Genomic DNA, 17,619 nt, shown 5'->3' with positions numbered 1-17,619 from the left:
CTAAAACCCGAAAGGGTTAAGAGACTGTTCTGGGGAAGCGGATTTTATTTTCTAATTAATGAAGTGGTTTATTGTTAATAGGCATCTGAGGTGCTCCGGTTGCTGGAATGTATGCCTGAAGCATCTGTTGTGTATCACTTGGAGTGAGTTGAGGTACTTGATAATAGGCGTTTTTATTCTGGAACATGAAAATTTCATAGGCCATCTCAATAAAATGCTGGATCTGCGAAGCGATGACTCGGCGAACCGTTCCATTTGTGATCTCGCTACAGGACATGCCGAGCAGACTCGCATGTGACTTGATCAGTCCCAGCATATGACCGCTAATCCCGGCATCCTTTACATCGGCCAAGCTCTGGTTTGGCTTTTTAGGTGCTGATGGCTTAAGGCCATATACCGGTGGTACCATGTTGGGGATCATATAGGTAGCTGTCTCTTGATGAGGCTTCTGTCCGGATGCAAAACACTCTGCTGTCAGATTGTACTGGGATAATATGAAATTGTACTGCCGGTCGAGAATGCCAATCAGTTCCTGGCTCTGCACAAATGTACGAAAGATCATGTATTGATCCAGGACGTTAATGGTGGAGGACAGAATCTCATGTACATCGAACATCTCATGACCGCCATGATTCATGTTAGGGGTGACATTTGGATTAGCATTCAATGTGGGTTGTACTAAATTTTGAGGGTGCATCGAATTTGGATTCATTGTAAATTTGATTCTCCTTTGGTAAATGGTATGATTCTATATAAGCTGAACGAAAGAATATTTACACTTGCCACTCCGATGACAGAACAACCTTCCGATCGCTGTTATCCCCAGATTTTTAATTCAATTTTACAAAGGTGAAAATCCGGTGATAAGCTTATGCTTCCGAAGTAGCTTTCTTGTAGAAAGCTTTTAGCGAACGCTTCACTTCTTCAGGTTCTTTTTGTCCTCTGCGTTCTCGTGCAAATGTATAGTTCAACTTCTATAGTATGCTTGGAGAGTAGTAAATTTATGTAATGTTAGCAGTATACGCACAAATAGGAACAGGTATGGTGGTGGTTAAAATGGAAGAGACCGATTGGGGTGTAGCAAAGGAATTGTTCGTCAAACATTACGGGAGCGCAATACAGATGCATCGAGAAGGCGTGTATGCCGACTATAAGCGATGGGACGTACCCGAAGAGTTAGAGGAACAATGGATAGGAGAGCGAATTCAACAATTAAGTTCCGAGCTGTCTATCATGAATTGGGATGCGGTGGATGAACTTGCGTTGATTGCCAAACATCGGACAGAACCAAGTATAATTAAGGCCATTACAGCATTTGCTTCAAGACAATTGAAGAGTGCGGACAGTATGGTTCGTCTCGTGTATGCTGAACGTCTGATTGAGCTGATCAAACGGTATGAATCCTCTCTGCCGATGGACAAGATACGGGAAACCTATCAACTGACGATGGATTTGCTGGTTGATGTGGCAACGAAACCGTTAGTGCTTGATCCAGGGCATGAATTACAGCAGTATGGATTAAAGGATAAACGAGGATTGAATTTGCGTGTGGAAAAGAATAAGGAAGAAATCATCCGCTATTTTCGAAACTAATTGAATTTTATCAAGTGAGGTCAGAATCATTGAGAAAACTGAATTATATTCGCATATTTATTTTCCTTAGTGTGGTCACCATAGTAACGCTTGGATTGTACTATGTAGCTGCTGATTGGCTGGATCAGCGTTATTTCCGCTTCCTGATCTGGAATCTGTTCTTGGGCTGGATTCCTTTTGTGTTCTCTTATGCAGCCTATCTTCTAAGTGATGTGAAATGGAAAGGTGCCGCATGGCTTGCAGTTGCAAGTGGTCTGCTGTGGTTGTTATTTTTCCCGAACTCTTCTTACATTGTTACGGATCTGGTTCATCTTACAGCGAGAAGTTCCCGGTATTATGGTGGGAATGGGGTGGACTATACGTATTGGTACGACTTAAGTGTTGTATTAATGTTTGTCTGGACTGGACTCCTGCTTGGATTCCTGTCGATGTATCAGCTTCAGGAAGTGATCTATCACCGAATTGGACGCTGGGCATCTTGGATCTTTGTACTGGCAGGTTGTGCTTTGGGAAGTTACGGGGTATTGCTTGGACGCGTATATCGACTGAATAGCTGGGATGCACTGACGAATCGCGAGACGCTGATTGAACTGATGCACGAAAGTGTAAGCCGTCCGTCTCTGGCGTTTTGCCTGTTTTTTTGCACGTTTATCATCACAATCTATGCCACATTGTATTATCTGATTAATACGAGGTCTCCCCGCGAAACGAAGAAGAGTGCAGGAAGTCCCGAGGCGGACCTGCAAGCGTTGCGCTAACCTATGTTGTTTTGAGGAGATAGACTTACGGTAAAACGAGTGGAACAAGTGATTGAACAGCATTTGAGCATGCTTTGTCAAACTTAATCTTACGTTGTCTGAAGAAGGGTTATTTCCTTTTATAAGGGAGTAATCCTTCTTTTTATGAAAATTTGGCAGGTATGCAGGATATGACGAAGAATTAAGAATGAGAATGTAATGAATACATAGACAAGTAGGTGAACAACAAAATGTTGAATGCAGTAGAGCTGACAACAAAAGTAGAAGAAGTCATGGAACACGTGAATTTTTCGGGTGTTGTATTACTCCAGCAAGCCGGAAAAACCCTTTTGAATATGAAACGTGGTTATGCAAATCGCAGTGAAGAGCTTGCCAATCAGGTGGACACACGCTTTGGAATTGCATCAGGATGTAAGATTTTCACGGCAGTGAGTGTATGCCAACTGATTGAAGCAGGCAAGTTGTCTGCCGATTCCAAGCTGAACGATGTGTTGGATGTGGAGTTTCCACTGTGGGACAAAGGGATCACCATCCAGCAGTTGTTAACACACACGTCAGGCATTCCGGATTATTTCGATGAAGCAGTGATGGATGACTTTTCAGAATTATGGAAAGACAGACCCGTCTATGCGATGCGGCGATTAAGTGACTTTCTGCCCATGTTTCAGCATATGCCAATGAAGTTTGCTCCGGGTGAACGTTTTCACTACAACAATGCGGGTTTCATTGTGCTGGGACTTATCGTGGAACAACATTCAGGACTGTCGTTTACAGATTATGTGGAAGAGCACATTTTCAAAAGGTGTCGTATGAAGGACTCCGGTTATTTCGTAACAGATCAGCTCCCGCGTAACACAGCTTTAGGGTATATCGATCATGAAGATGGCTCTTGGAATACTAATATGTTCTCCATTCCTGTCAAAGGTGGATCAGATGGTGGAGCCTATGTTACGGCACCGGATATGATTCGATTTTGGGGTGCTTTGCTGGGTCACCAATTGTTGAATGAAGAGGCGACACAGCAGTTATTAACTCCACATGCTCATCAAGAGGATGAAGAGTATTATGGGCAGGGTATCTGGATTGACCGCAAGGGAGAAGCGATTTTCAAATTTCATGTCATGGGGTTTGATCCAGGAGTGTCGTTCATGTCTTCCGTGTATCGGGACTATGATCTACAACTGGTTGTGGTCTCTAATCAAGAGTCTGGTCCGTATCCAATAACAATTGCTATCGAAGAAGCTTTGGCATGACGAATAACCCCCAACCTATGGTCAGGTTATGGCCACAAGGTTGGGGGTTCATTGGTCGAACAGGATAGATAGGACTGCCTCCGGTTATAACATTTTCCATAGCTCAGGGGCGATTAATCGAGGGAAAACATCCAGCGGAGGTTTCTCTTTCTTTCGTTTGTCATTGGTTAACACCGTAACAAGTTCGAGCTCTGGGACAATATATACATACTGACCACCAAATCCTCGCGCGTAATAATAATGGAGATTGGGTTGGTTGTCTTCAGCAGCAATATTTTCGGAGTCAGACCTTTCGTTCGGATAGACATCCACCCACCAATGCCAAGCATAACTGCCGTGATTCGGTGGAGTGACTGTAATGAAAGGCTGCGTCGAACGGGATACGAGATCACTTGAAATGAGAGACTCACCCTCCCACATACCTTGCTGTAGAAACAGCTGACCAAATTTCAGCAGATCTACGGGTAACATCTTAAGACCGAATCCGCCGGTATGTACACCTTGAGGATCACTTTCCCATTCATAATCCTTAATTCCCAGCGGGCCAAAAAGATAACGTTCTGCGAACTCGGCTACGTCCATACCTGCATTTTGCATCAGGATGGCGGATAGGATCTGTGATACTCCTGAATTGTATTCCATGTATGTACCCGGTTCATGACTTAAGCGTTGTTCCAACGCAAAATCCACCCAATGATCGGTGCGGGTCATGCGAGGGAATGAATTCTGCCCGCCGAACTCGTCCCAGTTGAACCCGGCTGTCATGGTAAGCAGTTGTTCCAGCGTGATCGCTGGTTTGCGCGGATCAGGATCGGATGTCAACTGTGGGAAAAAAGTAGAGATTGGGGCTGATGCCTCTGGCAACAAACCTTTATCCTTCGCTATACAGATGAGCGCGGACAGCACACTCTTGGTACATGAATTGATTTTTGCAATATCAGTCGCAGCCTCTTGGTTGCGGTAGTGTTCGTACATAATCTCACCGCGTACGCTGACGAGGCAGCTTCGCAGATCCAGCTGCGGAACGATCTGTTGTAACTTGGATGACAGTGATGAAGGATTCATAGTGTCCTTTCTGTACGGTTGATTTGTTATAGGATTTTGTAGAAATAGGTGTCCATTATCTTAGCATACTCCCGAGGTAGGGCTCAACAAGCGCTACATTATTATGTCAAAGCAAGCATGCAAAATGCGATATCCTATGAAAGCTATAAGAATCACATGCGAATATCGCATAAATTCCCAGCATTGTCTGTCAATCTTATATAATTGTCATGAGAAGAGTACCAGACATGTATAAGAGAAAGGGGTCTGTGATGTGGGAAATATAATAGAAGAATTATATTACGGTAACCTGAGACCAGAGGAGAATATTGTTCCTAAAGATTCGGAGTATCGTTCTATTCATAAGGAGATTACAGCTTATATCGAAAAATTTCAGAAAAAGCTCTCGGAGGATGACTTTAAACAACTCGAGGTATTGTTTGATATGATGGATCAAGTTCATTCTATACATTCAAAAGAGGCTTTTGCCAGTGGTTTCAAAATTGGGACGTTGATTATGATCGAGAGTGGTTTCACAAGCTAATATTTTGGTTTTTCACAATTTGTGGTTACATAGTTAACCTCTTTCCTATGAAGATATGGAAGAGGTTTTTACTAATATGAACATGCCAATATAGGAAAAATATCATATGAAACATGAACTATGTTAGTGCGTATTAAGGTTAGAAATGGTAAAATATCAATGCCTAAACATGGAATAAGTAGATGAAAGACAATTAAATATAGGAAATAGTGTAGAATCAGTGTTTTAGCAAAAGAACTTATTAGTAAATTATAGTAATCTAATACTGAATTGAGGAATTAAACATGGCGATTATTGACGTAATTAAGTATGATGGCTCACCTGATGTATTTGCTTGGAAACATCCTGAGACTGAACTGGGAACATGGACTCAGTTAATTGTGAATCAATCTCAACAAGCAATTCTTTTCAAGGATGGAAGAGCGCTTGATATGTTTGGACCCGGAAGGCATACGTTGAGTACTGCGAATATCCCAATCTTGAACCGTCTCGTTAACCTTCCGTTCGGAGGAAAGTCACCTTTTGCAGCAGAAGTATGGTATGTCAATCAAGTAAGCGCATTGGACGTTAAATGGGGAACGGCGAATCCGATTCAGATCCAGGATCCCAAGTATAATATTATTGTTCCCGTAAGAACATTTGGACAAATGGGAATTAAAATTTCGGATTCACGAAAATTTTTGGTCAAGCTTGTGGGAACACTGCCTGAGTTTAACCAAGCTAATATGATTAATTACTTCCGTGGGTTGATTATCATGAATATTAACTCCATGTTGTCATCATATCTAATACATAGAAAAGTAAGTGTTTTGGAGATCAATGCATATATCGCCGAGATATCACGACATTTTGCAGATACGGTAGCTTCTACTTTTGAAGAATTTGGTATTGAGTTAATCAACCTGTATATTCACAATGTTAATCTGCCTGAAGAAGACCCTTCAGTCATTCGATTAAGAGAAGCGTTGGCACGCAAAGCTGAGATGGATATTATTGGGTACACCTATCAGCAAGAACGTTCGTTTGATACGCTTGAAGGTGCAGCGAAGAATGAAGGAAGCATGCAGTCAGACATCATGGGCGCAGGGCTTGGTATGGGCATGGGGGTTGGTCTGGGTGGTTCTTTCAGTGGCGAGATGTCCCAGATGTCTAAAGTGATGTCTACGAAGGAAACACCTGCAGTAAGTATATGTAAGCAGTGCCATCATCCGAATCAGGAGAACAGCTCTTTTTGCAGCAAATGTGGCAATTCATTAGCCGAAAAATCGGTAGCAACAACAGATTGCAACAATTGTGGACATGCCTTGCCAAAGGGAACCAAATTCTGTCCTAACTGTGGTGACAAATACCATGCATGTCCTTCATGTGGGGCGGATAATGCGGAGAACGCATTGGAATGTATCCAATGTCATCAACCGATGCCTAGCCCATGCCCAAATTGTAACCATATGAATTCCGGTCATACAAAATTCTGTGGCAACTGTGGCACAGGTTTAAGCTTGAAATGTAGTCGTTGCCAACATGAAGTAAAACCCGGCCAGAAGTTCTGTCTCGATTGCGGAAACAATCTGCAAGAAGGAGGACAGGCATAGTGATGGTAAAACGGAGCAATCTCTTGATTTTGGATGTCGTCTATTTAATATGCATGTTAGTATCATCAATCGTTTCTTTTACGCTGTTTAATCATGCGCTTCTGTCGTTTTCTTTTTGGATGAATCTCGTTGCTTCTTATGTAGCGATTACGGCTATTTGGATCTACGCACGGTTCATCATGCAAAATATGGATCGGTTTAAACGGTTTGTTCCAGGTTACACAGCGTTAGGAGTAGTATTGGTTATTTATCTGATTTGTGTGATGATCTACACGTTGTTAACAGGTTCAGCAGATCATGCGCTTCGTTGGTTCGTATTGTTACACACGGTAACAATTGCGATCGCAATTATTTTGTGCGGAATCATTATGATCTATATTCAGAGTGCGCGCCGTCATGAAACAGATGAACATACAAAAATCGTAAACTTACAATTAATCGAAAAAGCTTTACAGCAATTGCTTCATACCATGGTGCAACAACCCGTCCTAACTGTGGAAGAGGAGCGTAAAACCGTTCAGTCATTAATTGAACTTGTAAAGTATAGTGACCCAATCACTCCGGATTCACTTGAGAAAAATGACCGCCAGATCTTGCTGGACATTGAATTGATGAACAGTGAGCTTGCAAATCAGTACGAAGCAGGGGAATTGGTAAATAGTGAACGTTTTGCTTCGCAACTATCCCAGTTAAAGTTCCGTTTGAAAGAGCGCAATCAACAGATCATGACAAGCAAATCATAAATTGCAGGAGGAGAAACTTTGAAAAAGAAAATTGGGATTATATTCATTATAATTTCATGTATAACAATTCTGTTCTCTTTATTCGAACTATCCGAGGGAACTGATGTGGCAATTATCAATGCATTTGTACTTTTTGTAAGTGGAATTGTTCTGCTTGTTATAGGAATTAAAATGTGTGGTCGACCTAAATTTCAACTTAAAGCCGATCAACATTATGATGACGATTCTAGTAGTAATGTGCAATATGACGGAGGTAACTATCACGAGGAGTATGAAGAAGTCGAGGAATCTCAAGAACCTTTATCCTTAATATGTTCAGGGTGTGGAGCTAGAGTAAAGGTATATCCTACTTCGTCTGCGGATTGTGAGTATTGCGGAACGACAATGAGGATTTCGTAAACCGTGTAGCGGACTAAATGACTTCTTTTACGGATACTTGTAATATACACTGCTAGGTAGAGTGTGATGTTTTAAGGAGGAAACGCGGTGAAGAAATTTTTTGGCATTTTATTCATTATCCTTTCGTCTGTGACGATCCTGTTATCTTTAATATTAATATCCGAAGGAACAGAAACGGCCATTATCAGTACGATAATTCTTTTTATCCCTGGGGTTATCGTACTTGTTACGGGCATTAAAATGTGTGGTCGACCTAAATCTCGTTCTAACACTGATCAATACCATCACAATTCTAATGATAATCAATATTACGAAGATCAGCATAATGAGAAATATGAAGATAGAGAAGATGAACCTCAAGAATCTGTATCCGTGAATTGTTCAGGGTGTGGAGCCAAGGTAAAGGTATATCCTGCTTTGTCTGCGGATTGTGAGTATTGTGGAACGACAATGAGGATCTCTTAGTCGTAGCTAACATAAATAGACTTTAACAGTTTTAGCGGACGGATACTTGTAGTGTGTCGGTTAGGCGTAGAGTTTGTTTGGGAGGAATCAAATTGAGGAAGTTTTTCGGGCTCATTTTTATGGTGTATGCAATTGGCACACCCATTGCTTTTTTCAATGCAGACAATCACAAAAGTGGGGATCTATTTGGCATAATTGGAGTTATTATTATTGAATTTTTATTTTTGTTTTTTGGTATTAAATTGCTTAGGAAAAAACGTGTTAAGAAAAAGCGTGTCCCGGAACGAAAGTTTTATGGAGGAGACTATGGAGGTCATCTTGATCGCGAAAATGTGAATCCGCATACTTATTCAAGTTACAATAGCAATACCGTTAGTTACAGTAGTCATAATACAATTAACTATACAGAGATCAATTTCTCGGATAAGGAAAACACTGAAGAGAAAGTCGAAGAAAAAGTTGAAGAGCCACAAAGGCCTGTTTCAGTGAGTTGCCCGGGGTGTGGGGCGAAGGCAAAAGTGCTTCCTAAACAATCAACGGATTGCGAGTATTGCGGAACAACAGTTGTAGCAAATTAGAACGGTTCAGAATGGATACGAGAAAGGATTAAGCCTGATTCCTATGGAGTCAGGCTTTTAATCTCCTCAATTTAGAATCTCTAAAAGACCCTCAAACGATCAAATACGTCATATAATTCCACGTGAATCACCTTAATGTGGTCCTTTTAATGAAACGTTTCGAATTTCACATTTATAATTAAGCCACATTATATTCAGTATTTGTAAGCGTTCTATTTTCTTGTTTACGGAAATGGGAAAATTATGATAACATGTACACGAAACGTTTCGAATTCATTTGAAGGGAGAAAATCATGAAAAAAGTAAAACAATTCAGCTTCATTTTAACTTTTTGTTTGTTAGCTAATCTAGCTTTAACTCCTATGGCTTCAGCAGGTGACTCAAGCAATTTAATTGGATTTCGAGCAGAATTGAAAGCGATTGCATATAAGACCTATACGTTTTTTGAGGACTATACGGATCAAAATACTGGCTTGACTTACGATGAAGTACGACACAGTGAAAACGGGATAGAAGAAGCTAAACGTACCTCGCCCACAAACATCGCAATGTATATGATGAGTACCGTTTCAGCGCAACAATTGGGCATTATTTCAAAGAAAGAAGCTGTACATCGCCTGCAAACAACTATAAATTCCCTCGAGAAGTTAGAAAAGTGGAACGGCCTATTTTATAACTGGTATAACACAGATGACGGTTCGGTGAAGAAAGATTGGGGGCAATTTATTTCCCAAGTCGATAATGGCTGGTTATCCGCTGGTTTAATTGTTGTTGGGCAAGCCTATGAAGAACTTCATGGGGAAACAAGCAAGTTGGTTGAAAATATGAATTATACTCCGCTATATGATCCTGAAGTCGGCCAATTCCGCGGCGGTTATGATGTGGCTAAAGGCGCGCTGACGGACCACCATTATGGGATGTTTTATACGGAACCACGTGTAGGCAGCTATATTGCTATTGGGAAAGGTGACGTTCCTCAAGATCATTGGTGGAAGATGTATCGCACATTACCTCAAGAATGGGATTGGCAAGCTCAGATTCCTCAAGGCAAATCCGTTAAGTACGATGGAGTGGATGTGTTTGAAGGAAGTTATGTATACAAGGATAAAAAGTTCGTACCAAGCTGGGGAGGTAGTATGTTTGAAGCTCTTATGCCCGGTATGGTCATAAAGGAAAAAGACCTGGGTACTCAAGCTTTGGGATTGAACAACCAGCGTCATGTCGAATTGCAAATCGAATATGCCAAAGAAAAAGGGTATTCCGCATGGGGCTTCTCACCTTCTGCCACTCCGGCAGGTTACAGTGAGTTTGCAGCAACGCCGTTAGGTACCTCTGGTTACAAAGATGGAGCAACGGTAACAGCACACGCAACATTCCTTGCTCTGGATTATGCCCCTGAAGCAGTTCGAAAGAACATTAAAGCTTTAAAGAACTTCAAAATGTTTGGAAAATATGGGTTCTATGACTCAGTAAATATTGAAACGGGAGAACTTGCAAAAGCTTATCTGGCACTGGATCAAGGGATGATTATGGTGTCGATCGCCAATTATCTTCAAGATGGCGTTATCCGCGATTATTTTCACAGTGATGTGATAGGGCAGACGCCAGAAGAATTATTGAAAAAAGAAGTGTTTTCCATTCAATGAAGGGTTGCTTTAGATTAGAGCAATCTCGCTAACGAAATGGGACGAAGATTAAAAGATGGGCGGAACGAAGCAGGGTATGAGCATGCTTCGTTCCGTTTTTGCGTTTACCATTGATAATGAAGTCGCAGATCGATTAGATTATGGAATTTTTAAAAAAAGGCATTTACAATGGCGATTTTAAGACTTACGTTGTGGGGCATAAGCGCAAAGAAAGACGCGTACGCCTTCAGTGATGATATGTTTATTTTGTTCCTCATCTAATGTCCCGATTTTTCCCGGTTGATTAAATACCAATAAAAACGTTAATGCAGCGAAGTGCTTTGCAGCCATTTTAGGATCAATCACATGGAGCAGTCCGTTTTGTCCAAACGCTGTAAACCTCCTGATAATCCCCTCTTCAGTTGCGTTATCCAGCCTTTCAAAAAACGAGTCTGGCAGGTTGGCAGCTTCCACCATAACCAGACGGATCAAAGCCTTGTAATCTGCCGAACCGTTTGCAGAAGCTACGATTTGCTCACAAAATAAGATGAGCGCCTGCTCAAGATCTTCGAATTTCCAGAGGTGGTCTGAAATCCCTTGCTCAATCATGACGAGAACCGCCGAACTGGATTCTTCAACAACGGCAAGCAGTAGATTCTGTTTGTCGCCATAATAATCATAAACTGTCCGTTTGGAAACTCCCGCTTTAGTTGCGACCGCATCGACGCTGGAACGATCAAACCCTTCTGAAAGAAACAGATCTCGTGCCGCCGCAATAATTTTAGCTCGTTTGTCTGAAGAGCCTTTGCGGATTTTCTTGTTTTGCGTATGATCCATTCTTACGTTTCCCCCTTATATGTGTATTTCAGAAATGGATTAGAGTCCTGCTTTACAAACTACACTGTACGGTGTAGTGTGACAAATGTAGCGTATCAAATCAATGATCAAGGAGGTTTTTATTCATGAATACCATACCGTCTGTTGTTGATGTTCTCATTGTCGGGGCCGGACCCACAGGGCTTACACTTGCCTGCGACCTTGCCCGTCGAAACGTCAACCATCGTATTATTGAACGAAGCACCGTGTATAACGTTGCATCTCGCGCCAAAGGAATTCAGCCTCGCTCGCTTGAAGTCGTAGATGATTTGGAAGCCGTTCACTACATTGTTGATACAGGTGTTGTGGACTTGCCTGTTCGTTATTATACCGCAGATGGCAGAAGTGTGGACAAGCCGACTATTACCGTTGCAGCCAGCGCCGAACTTGAGACACCCTATCGTGATCCGGTCTGGATTGCTCAATTTGATGTGGAAAAAGCGTTGCGCGACCGATATGCAATGCTTGGCGGTCAAGTTGAGTTGGGCATGGAAGCTGTAGGGCTTGTTCAGGATGTGGATGGTGTATCGGTAACGGTGAATACACCACGAGGAGAAGAGCAAATTCGTGCTCGTTATGTGGTAGGCGCTGACGGTGGCAAAAGCAATATCCGCAAATTTATACACTTACCGTTGGTTGGGGAAACACATGATCATGAGCGATGGTATCTTGGCGATGTACGATTGGAAGGGTTAGATCGTGACCATATCCATATCTGGACTTCTTCGGAGGGGATGGTCGGGGTGACGCCGCTGCCAAAATCCGATATTTGGCAACTGCAGGCTACAATTCCGGCAGCCATCGATGAACCAGAGCAGCCATCGCTAGAGGCGTATCAAGCCATGTTTGACCGTCGTGCCGAGTCCGGACGTGTTCGGCTTACGGATGCTTCTTGGTTATCCATCTACCGGGTCAACGTTCGTATGGTTGAATGTTACCGAAACAACCGGGTTTTTCTTGCCGGTGATGCGGCTCATGTTCATTCGCCGGCCGGCGGTCAAGGTATGAATACGGGAATACAGGACGCATACAACCTCGGCTGGAAGCTGGCGGCTGTCATACGTGGAGCGGACACCGCCTTACTCGACACTTACGATGAAGAGCGCCGCCCGGTGGCTCAAGCCGTGCTCAAAGACAGCACAAAGAAGATGGGAGGCGTCATAGGAACGGCGACAGAAGGCGGAGGGTTGTCCCAATCCTTGAGCACCATATCCGACGATCTGACGAGCGGGCTTCTCATTTCCTATCGTTCAAGTTCGCTTACCCGTCCGTCTGCTCGAACAAATGCTACCCGTTTATTTCCTGGAGATCGTGCTCCTAATGCTACGGGACTACAAGGCACCGGGTTTGCAGGAAGTGTCTTTGACCTCTTGCGCGGCCCACACTGGACGCTTTTGGCTTTTGCAAACTACATCGATCCTTCTCTGAAGAACTTCACCAACGATGCACTCCATTTGCATTATATCCTTCCATCGAAGGTGGAGGGGGCGGAAGGCATAATAGACACTGCAGGGAATGCCTATCGAGTTTACGATGTCGCAAGTAAAGAACTTGTATTGATTCGTCCTGACGGTTACATCGCCCTGCGCACCTCCATTGATGATACCGCATCGATCCTGAATTACTTGAAATTGTGTGGCTTATCATAGGATCGAGCGACCCAAGGCTCTGCCCGAATCACGTCGTCTTATTGAAAATAGAGTGCAAGAAATTCTATTCATGCATAAGAGGGTCCTGCCATTTTCATAACAGGACCCTTTTCCGTAAACAACGGTTTATTGGTGAACTAAAAATCCCTCAAACGATCAAATACCTCATATAAATCCTCGTGATTGACCTTAATCAAATCATCTTGACGCAGTTCCAAATGCTGCTGTAATTGATCCAGCAACTCCGTTAGAACAACATAAATCTCTTCCCGTTCAACAGTTTCAATAAAGCCGGTCTTGGCATCCATCTTGTTGAAGGTCTGTGTGTAGTTCTCAACCAGGGAGACGAGCCGTTTGTGCATAGCTTCCTGATTGTTAAAATCTTGACTTAACTGACGGATTTCCTTCAAGCACTGCTTGTACAATTGAGCTGCTTTTTTGGCGTGTGCTGCCTTGATGTGGTCCCGCCCATCCCAATCCCGAAATGGATTGTTCAGGTTCTCCGCAAGCCATTCCGGTTTGCGTGCTTTGGTGATCTCTATATCAAGTCCGGCAGCAGCGAATTTTTTATATCTTGTTTTGATCGATTTGGCTGCATCGGCAGGAAGGCTGGTTAGCCACAGCGTAGCCAATTTTGGAAGTTGCTCTGGATCAGGGAATTCTTCACCATTGAAGCCGAACAGGTCATATGTAGTGAAGGTTTGCAAATTTGCCAAATGCTGAATCGACTCTATATGGGATAGATTGCCGGGCCTACCCCACAATCGTAACTCTGAAAGCTCAGGATAATACTGCACAAGTGGCTCCAGGTTGAGTTCCGTGATATCTCTGATATACAGACCTTCAAGTCGTGAGATACCCGTAACCTGTGGCAGGCCCGATGGAACATTGAGAGTAATGCATTTACCGTCTTCATAAGCCGCGATACGCAGATCAGGAGACAGCTCACCTGTGAAATTCAGACTTTTCATCTTTGTGTTCAAAATTAACTCCTTCAACCCGCTGACATCCACAATAAGTTTGGTCAGATGACTGTTGCTGATATCCAGCATCGTTTGACCATGATGTATGATATGAAGTTCATTAATGAACGGGTTGTCTTCTATAAATGTAAAGATCGATTCCGTATATCCATCCATTTCAATATGTGTCAGACAAGGTAGTTTTGCGAGTTCGGCTACATCTTTAGAAGATCTAGGGCTGAAATCACGGAGTGTACTCGTACTGCGCCGCATTACACGATCGCCAACCATCACTTCTTTGTCATCATCCGCAGCTTGTTTGAACTGCGCTCTTCGGATCGCATCGATACCTTCCCATTCACGCTGGAGATAGAGACTTTCTCCGATCGGCCAGCCTCCGCCATACGTATTTGTTTCCTCTGTGTAGAGAGGAGGGATATTGCCTGCAAGCACATACTGTGAAGGAACATTAGCACTCACGAAACTATGGGCAAGTCGATCATGCCAGAAATAGAAATTACAGATCAGCGGTTTCATCTGATGAAGCTGCATTTCATTAGGCAGTTGATCACCAGTCCAATCCAACTGAAGGACAGAGGCAATCGTGTCAGAAGTTTTACCCTCCGTTTCTTTCAGTCCAGTTACCTGACAGGCTGTATATTGTTGTAATTTTTCGACATACACGCAGTATACATCTCCAACATTGGGGATCATGTTATGCTCCTTTCGTTCTGCACCAATCGATGCTAAGCTACTTGTAAACCACGTATTCTGCAGAACTAATAATAGATGAATTATATCAAAGTCATTCAGAGACTACCATTTTGGGATAGGGTCGAATAGGCTTGAATACTTTTATAAAAAGGAACGATGTCTATGGATACAAGTATGAGCCGCAACAAAAAACTGGGTGAGTTTTTGAAATCGCGGAGAAGCCGCATTCAACCGGAACAAGTTGGATTGTCAGAATCTTATGGACAGCGAAGAACACCCGGTCTACGGCGGGAAGAAGTAGCGGTATTGGCTGGTGTCAGTGCAACGTATTACACGTGGCTCGAACAGGGTAGGGAGTTGGCGGCTTCACGTGAAGTGATGCAGAGTATAGCGAATGCGCTCCGTTTAACCCTGGAAGAGAAGAGTCATCTGTTTGACTTATGGGACCCCTAATACGGAACATGAATTCCTTGCTTCGTATTCGCAACTGGAGCCAGGGTGGCAGAGCATTATTGGCCAGTTGACTCATCCTTCCTTTATTACCAATGAACGCTCTGAGGTACTTGCCTGGAATGAAGCTGCAGATACGAACCTCTTCAACTTCTCGTCGATGAATGTGAATGAGCGTTTAATGATGCGGATTTTATTTCTGGATACAGCGCTCAGGGAGCGTATGCACAACTGGGAGGAATTCGCGCGGCACTCGGTAGCCGTATTCCGTACGTATTATGACAAGTATCCGAGTGACCCCGAATTTAGCAGAATCGTGAAACAATTGAGTGAAGAAAGTATAGACTTCCGAACGATCTGGAACCTGCACCAAGTTGAACTCAAACAAGTCAATCGTGTCCTGCTTGAAACGACGGATCGGGCAGATGGCGTTGTGCATGCATACGATATCTTTTCCATGAATAATCTGAACAGCCAATCAGGCATTCATTGTTGTATTTACGTTCCTGCTGCCATATAGAAAGTTAATCAAACTGGTAATTTCTTTACTAGCATAAACAGAGTGTGGTTGGGGTCTCGGAAGTGAACTAGAATGAACTCAAGTTCATACGTATCTAGTTAACGTTTCTATTTCAAGATGAAAAGAGGGAGCCACATGCTCAAAACAAGAACACTGGGAAATGATAAATTACGAATATCTGCGCTCGGCCTGGGTGTGATGATGATGCCGGATAATGACGAATCGGTACATACCATTCAGGGTGCGCTGGATGCAGGAGTCACCATGTTTGATACGGCGGATCTGTACGGAGCGTATGAAAAACAGCGATTTGGTGGGAATGAAAAACTGCTTGGACGCGCGCTTCAAGGTCGAAGATCCAAAGCAATCGTTGCCACCAAATTTGGTATAACACACACGCAGGGCCCCAAGGGAGATCCGGCCTACATCAAAAAATCAGTAGATGCAAGTCTCTACAACCTGGGAATGGATTATATCGATCTGTATTATCAACATCGTCCTGATCCGAATACACCCATTGAAGAGACCATAGGCACACTTGCCGATCTGGTTCAACAGGGGAAGATTCGATATATTGGTTTGTCCGAAGCGCCAGTAGAGATCATTCGGCGTGCACATGCTGTTCATCCGATTACAGCGTTGCAGACCGAATATTCATTATGGAGTCGAGAGCTTGAGGATGAGATTATGCCTGTCCTGCATGAATTGAGCATTGGCTTGGTTCCATACAGTCCATTGGGGCGGGGCTTCCTGACAGGTCAGATCCGTTCCATAGACGATCTGCCGGAAGATGATTATCGTCGTCACTATCCGCGTTTCCAAGGTGAGAACTTTCAGAAAAATCTGGAGGTTGTTGGATTGATCCAAGAGATGGCTAAGCAAAAAGGATGTACGGTCTCTCAACTTGCTCTGGCTTGGTTGCTTGGAAAGGGAGAACATATCGTTCCGATCCCGGGGACTCGCAATCTGGAAAGAGTTCACGAGAACTTGGGAGCGCTACAGGTGTCGCTTACGGATGATGAGATGAACCAGATTGATCACATATCTCCCCAAGGCATTGCAGCCGGAGGCAGATTCCCTGGTCAAGTCTAGTTTGTTTATACAAGATTCTAAGAAACCTAAAGTTCAGGATTAAAAACAATATATAACATGTGTCAACGGTATTATCTTTCTATTCTCCGGCATACAGTACAACAATGAGATGTATGCCCAAGGAGGAGAAATGATCGTATGATGAATCCGATTTTACAAGTCCCGAATGTTCCGCTGGCAGCCGATTCCAATGCGGTTGTCAATTATCAGAGGGATTCACGCAACTATGTAACCCAGTTGTTTGGAGAACAGCTGCCGACCATTGCAAATGGGTTCTTCAACGTGCACTTAAGCAAAGGAATCATTGTGCAGCCACACTGGCACACCAATGTCACGGAGATGGTTGTGGTCATCACCGGTGAAATTACAGCGTCAGTCTTCAATCCGTTTACACGTGAACGATTGACATATCGTCTGAAACCAGGTCAGGTAGTGGTATTTCCGAAAGGCTGGTTTCACTGGTTTGTCGCTGAGACAGATGATGTATATGTATTAACGATCTTTGATCAACCAACGCCTGATATTGTATTTGGAGCGGATTTCTTGGCAGCTACACCGCCGGAGGTGGCTCACCGCGCGTACTGTTTGGATGAAGAGGCATATGCGAGAGCTGTTGCTTCCATTAAAAATGATGCAATTCTGGGCCCTCCAATAGGGTGTGATACGCAGGTTTCTGATCAATCGACTTCACCTTCCAAGACGTCCGTGTCACCATCCAATAAGCTGAAATCTTAAGTCAAGATTCCTTATTTATTATCAAAG

At 43.3% G+C, this 17,619-nt stretch carries 19 protein-coding genes; 15 read left to right on the top strand and 4 right to left on the bottom strand.

Annotation, left to right across the window (positions count from 1 at the left end; genetic code table 11):
• Positions 1 to 55 precede the first annotated feature (55 nt).
• The gene (locus MKY95_RS20220; protein WP_235193902.1) at positions 56 to 637 is read right to left on the bottom strand and encodes a spore coat protein; all 582 of its coding nucleotides are present in this window, start codon (positions 635 to 637) and stop codon (positions 56 to 58) included.
• A 371-nt stretch (positions 638 to 1,008) separates the two neighbouring features.
• Here MKY95_RS20220 and MKY95_RS20215 point away from each other — a divergent pair, with 371 nt between their 5' ends.
• The 3 genes from MKY95_RS20215 (at position 1,009) to MKY95_RS20205 (ending at position 3,604) form a co-directional block, all read left to right on the top strand.
• Positions 1,009 to 1,593 (top strand): hypothetical protein, encoded by a 585-nt coding sequence (locus MKY95_RS20215; protein ID WP_143780979.1) that lies wholly within the window; start codon positions 1,009 to 1,011, stop codon positions 1,591 to 1,593.
• Between the two features lie 29 nt (positions 1,594 to 1,622).
• Entirely contained in the window at positions 1,623 to 2,351 is a 729-nt protein-coding gene (locus MKY95_RS20210; protein ID WP_076317552.1) for a DUF1361 domain-containing protein, read from the top strand.
• A 230-nt stretch (positions 2,352 to 2,581) separates the two neighbouring features.
• A complete protein-coding gene (locus MKY95_RS20205; protein ID WP_076317553.1) occupies positions 2,582 to 3,604 on the top strand; it encodes a serine hydrolase in 1,023 nt (340 codons plus the stop codon).
• An 84-nt stretch (positions 3,605 to 3,688) separates the two neighbouring features.
• On the opposite strand, the gene MKY95_RS20200 is transcribed toward MKY95_RS20205, so the two are convergent.
• Positions 3,689 to 4,669 carry a serine hydrolase gene (locus tag MKY95_RS20200; protein WP_076317554.1) on the bottom strand — a complete coding sequence of 327 codons (981 nt, stop codon included), beginning with the start codon at positions 4,667 to 4,669 and terminating at the stop codon, positions 3,689 to 3,691.
• A gap of 253 nt (positions 4,670 to 4,922) precedes the next feature.
• On the opposite strand from MKY95_RS20200, the gene MKY95_RS20195 reads away from it, so the two are divergent.
• From MKY95_RS20195 to MKY95_RS20165, 7 genes are all read left to right on the top strand, one after another.
• Entirely contained in the window at positions 4,923 to 5,192 is a 270-nt protein-coding gene (locus tag MKY95_RS20195; protein ID WP_076317555.1) for a DUF6809 family protein, read from the top strand.
• A 284-nt stretch (positions 5,193 to 5,476) separates the two neighbouring features.
• On the top strand, positions 5,477 to 6,784 hold the full coding sequence (locus MKY95_RS20190; RefSeq protein WP_076317556.1) for an SPFH domain-containing protein: 1,308 nt from the start codon (positions 5,477 to 5,479) through the stop codon (positions 6,782 to 6,784).
• Positions 6,784 to 7,527, top strand: coding sequence for a hypothetical protein (locus MKY95_RS20185; protein ID WP_179088613.1), 744 nt, complete (start codon positions 6,784 to 6,786; stop codon positions 7,525 to 7,527). Before MKY95_RS20190 ends, MKY95_RS20185 begins: the two co-directional genes overlap by 1 nt.
• Positions 7,528 to 7,545: 18 nt before the next feature.
• Positions 7,546 to 7,926 carry a hypothetical protein gene (locus MKY95_RS20180; RefSeq protein WP_253501164.1) on the top strand — a complete coding sequence of 127 codons (381 nt, stop codon included), beginning with the start codon at positions 7,546 to 7,548 and terminating at the stop codon, positions 7,924 to 7,926.
• Between the two features lie 87 nt (positions 7,927 to 8,013).
• A complete protein-coding gene (locus MKY95_RS20175; RefSeq protein WP_076317559.1) occupies positions 8,014 to 8,391 on the top strand; it encodes a DUF3784 domain-containing protein in 378 nt (125 codons plus the stop codon).
• 92 nt (positions 8,392 to 8,483) lie between these two features.
• Positions 8,484 to 8,969, top strand: coding sequence for a hypothetical protein (locus MKY95_RS20170; RefSeq protein WP_076317560.1), 486 nt, complete (start codon positions 8,484 to 8,486; stop codon positions 8,967 to 8,969).
• Between the two features lie 293 nt (positions 8,970 to 9,262).
• The gene (locus tag MKY95_RS20165; protein WP_076317561.1) at positions 9,263 to 10,615 is read left to right on the top strand and encodes a glucoamylase family protein; all 1,353 of its coding nucleotides are present in this window, start codon (positions 9,263 to 9,265) and stop codon (positions 10,613 to 10,615) included.
• Positions 10,616 to 10,792: 177 nt separating this feature from the next.
• Here MKY95_RS20165 and MKY95_RS20160 read toward each other — a convergent pair whose 3' ends face one another.
• Complete coding sequence (locus MKY95_RS20160; RefSeq protein ID WP_076317562.1) at positions 10,793 to 11,431, bottom strand: TetR/AcrR family transcriptional regulator; 639 nt, start codon at positions 11,429 to 11,431, stop codon at positions 10,793 to 10,795.
• Positions 11,432 to 11,556: 125 nt separating this feature from the next.
• On the opposite strand from MKY95_RS20160, the gene MKY95_RS20155 reads away from it, so the two are divergent.
• Complete coding sequence (locus MKY95_RS20155; protein ID WP_339194155.1) at positions 11,557 to 13,119, top strand: FAD-dependent monooxygenase; 1,563 nt, start codon at positions 11,557 to 11,559, stop codon at positions 13,117 to 13,119.
• A gap of 137 nt (positions 13,120 to 13,256) precedes the next feature.
• Here the strand turns inward: MKY95_RS20155 and MKY95_RS20150 are convergent, their stop codons facing one another.
• The gene (locus tag MKY95_RS20150) at positions 13,257 to 14,795 is read right to left on the bottom strand and encodes a hypothetical protein (RefSeq protein ID WP_076317564.1); all 1,539 of its coding nucleotides are present in this window, start codon (positions 14,793 to 14,795) and stop codon (positions 13,257 to 13,259) included.
• Positions 14,796 to 14,957: 162 nt separating this feature from the next.
• Between MKY95_RS20150 and MKY95_RS20145 the strand changes: the two genes are divergently transcribed.
• The 4 genes from MKY95_RS20145 to MKY95_RS20130 all read left to right on the top strand — a co-directional run bounded on the left by MKY95_RS20145 (position 14,958) and on the right by MKY95_RS20130 (position 17,592).
• Positions 14,958 to 15,248, top strand: coding sequence for a helix-turn-helix transcriptional regulator (locus MKY95_RS20145; protein ID WP_256721184.1), 291 nt, complete (start codon positions 14,958 to 14,960; stop codon positions 15,246 to 15,248).
• Positions 15,229 to 15,765 (top strand): hypothetical protein, encoded by a 537-nt coding sequence (locus tag MKY95_RS20140; RefSeq protein WP_256721185.1) that lies wholly within the window; start codon positions 15,229 to 15,231, stop codon positions 15,763 to 15,765. Before MKY95_RS20145 ends, MKY95_RS20140 begins: the two co-directional genes overlap by 20 nt.
• Before the next feature lie 135 nt (positions 15,766 to 15,900).
• Positions 15,901 to 16,857 (top strand): aldo/keto reductase, encoded by a 957-nt coding sequence (locus MKY95_RS20135; protein ID WP_076317565.1) that lies wholly within the window; start codon positions 15,901 to 15,903, stop codon positions 16,855 to 16,857.
• A gap of 138 nt (positions 16,858 to 16,995) precedes the next feature.
• Positions 16,996 to 17,592: a cupin domain-containing protein gene (locus MKY95_RS20130; protein WP_076317566.1), complete on the top strand. Its 597-nt coding sequence runs from the start codon at positions 16,996 to 16,998 to the stop codon at positions 17,590 to 17,592.
• Positions 17,593 to 17,619 lie beyond the last annotated feature (27 nt).

This window comes from Paenibacillus sp. FSL P4-0176, assembly GCF_037975265.1.
Lineage (GTDB): Bacteria > Bacillota > Bacilli > Paenibacillales > Paenibacillaceae > Paenibacillus > Paenibacillus amylolyticus.
The sequence above is the reverse complement of the archived record's forward strand: the minus strand, read 5'-3'. Positions and strand labels throughout refer to the sequence as shown.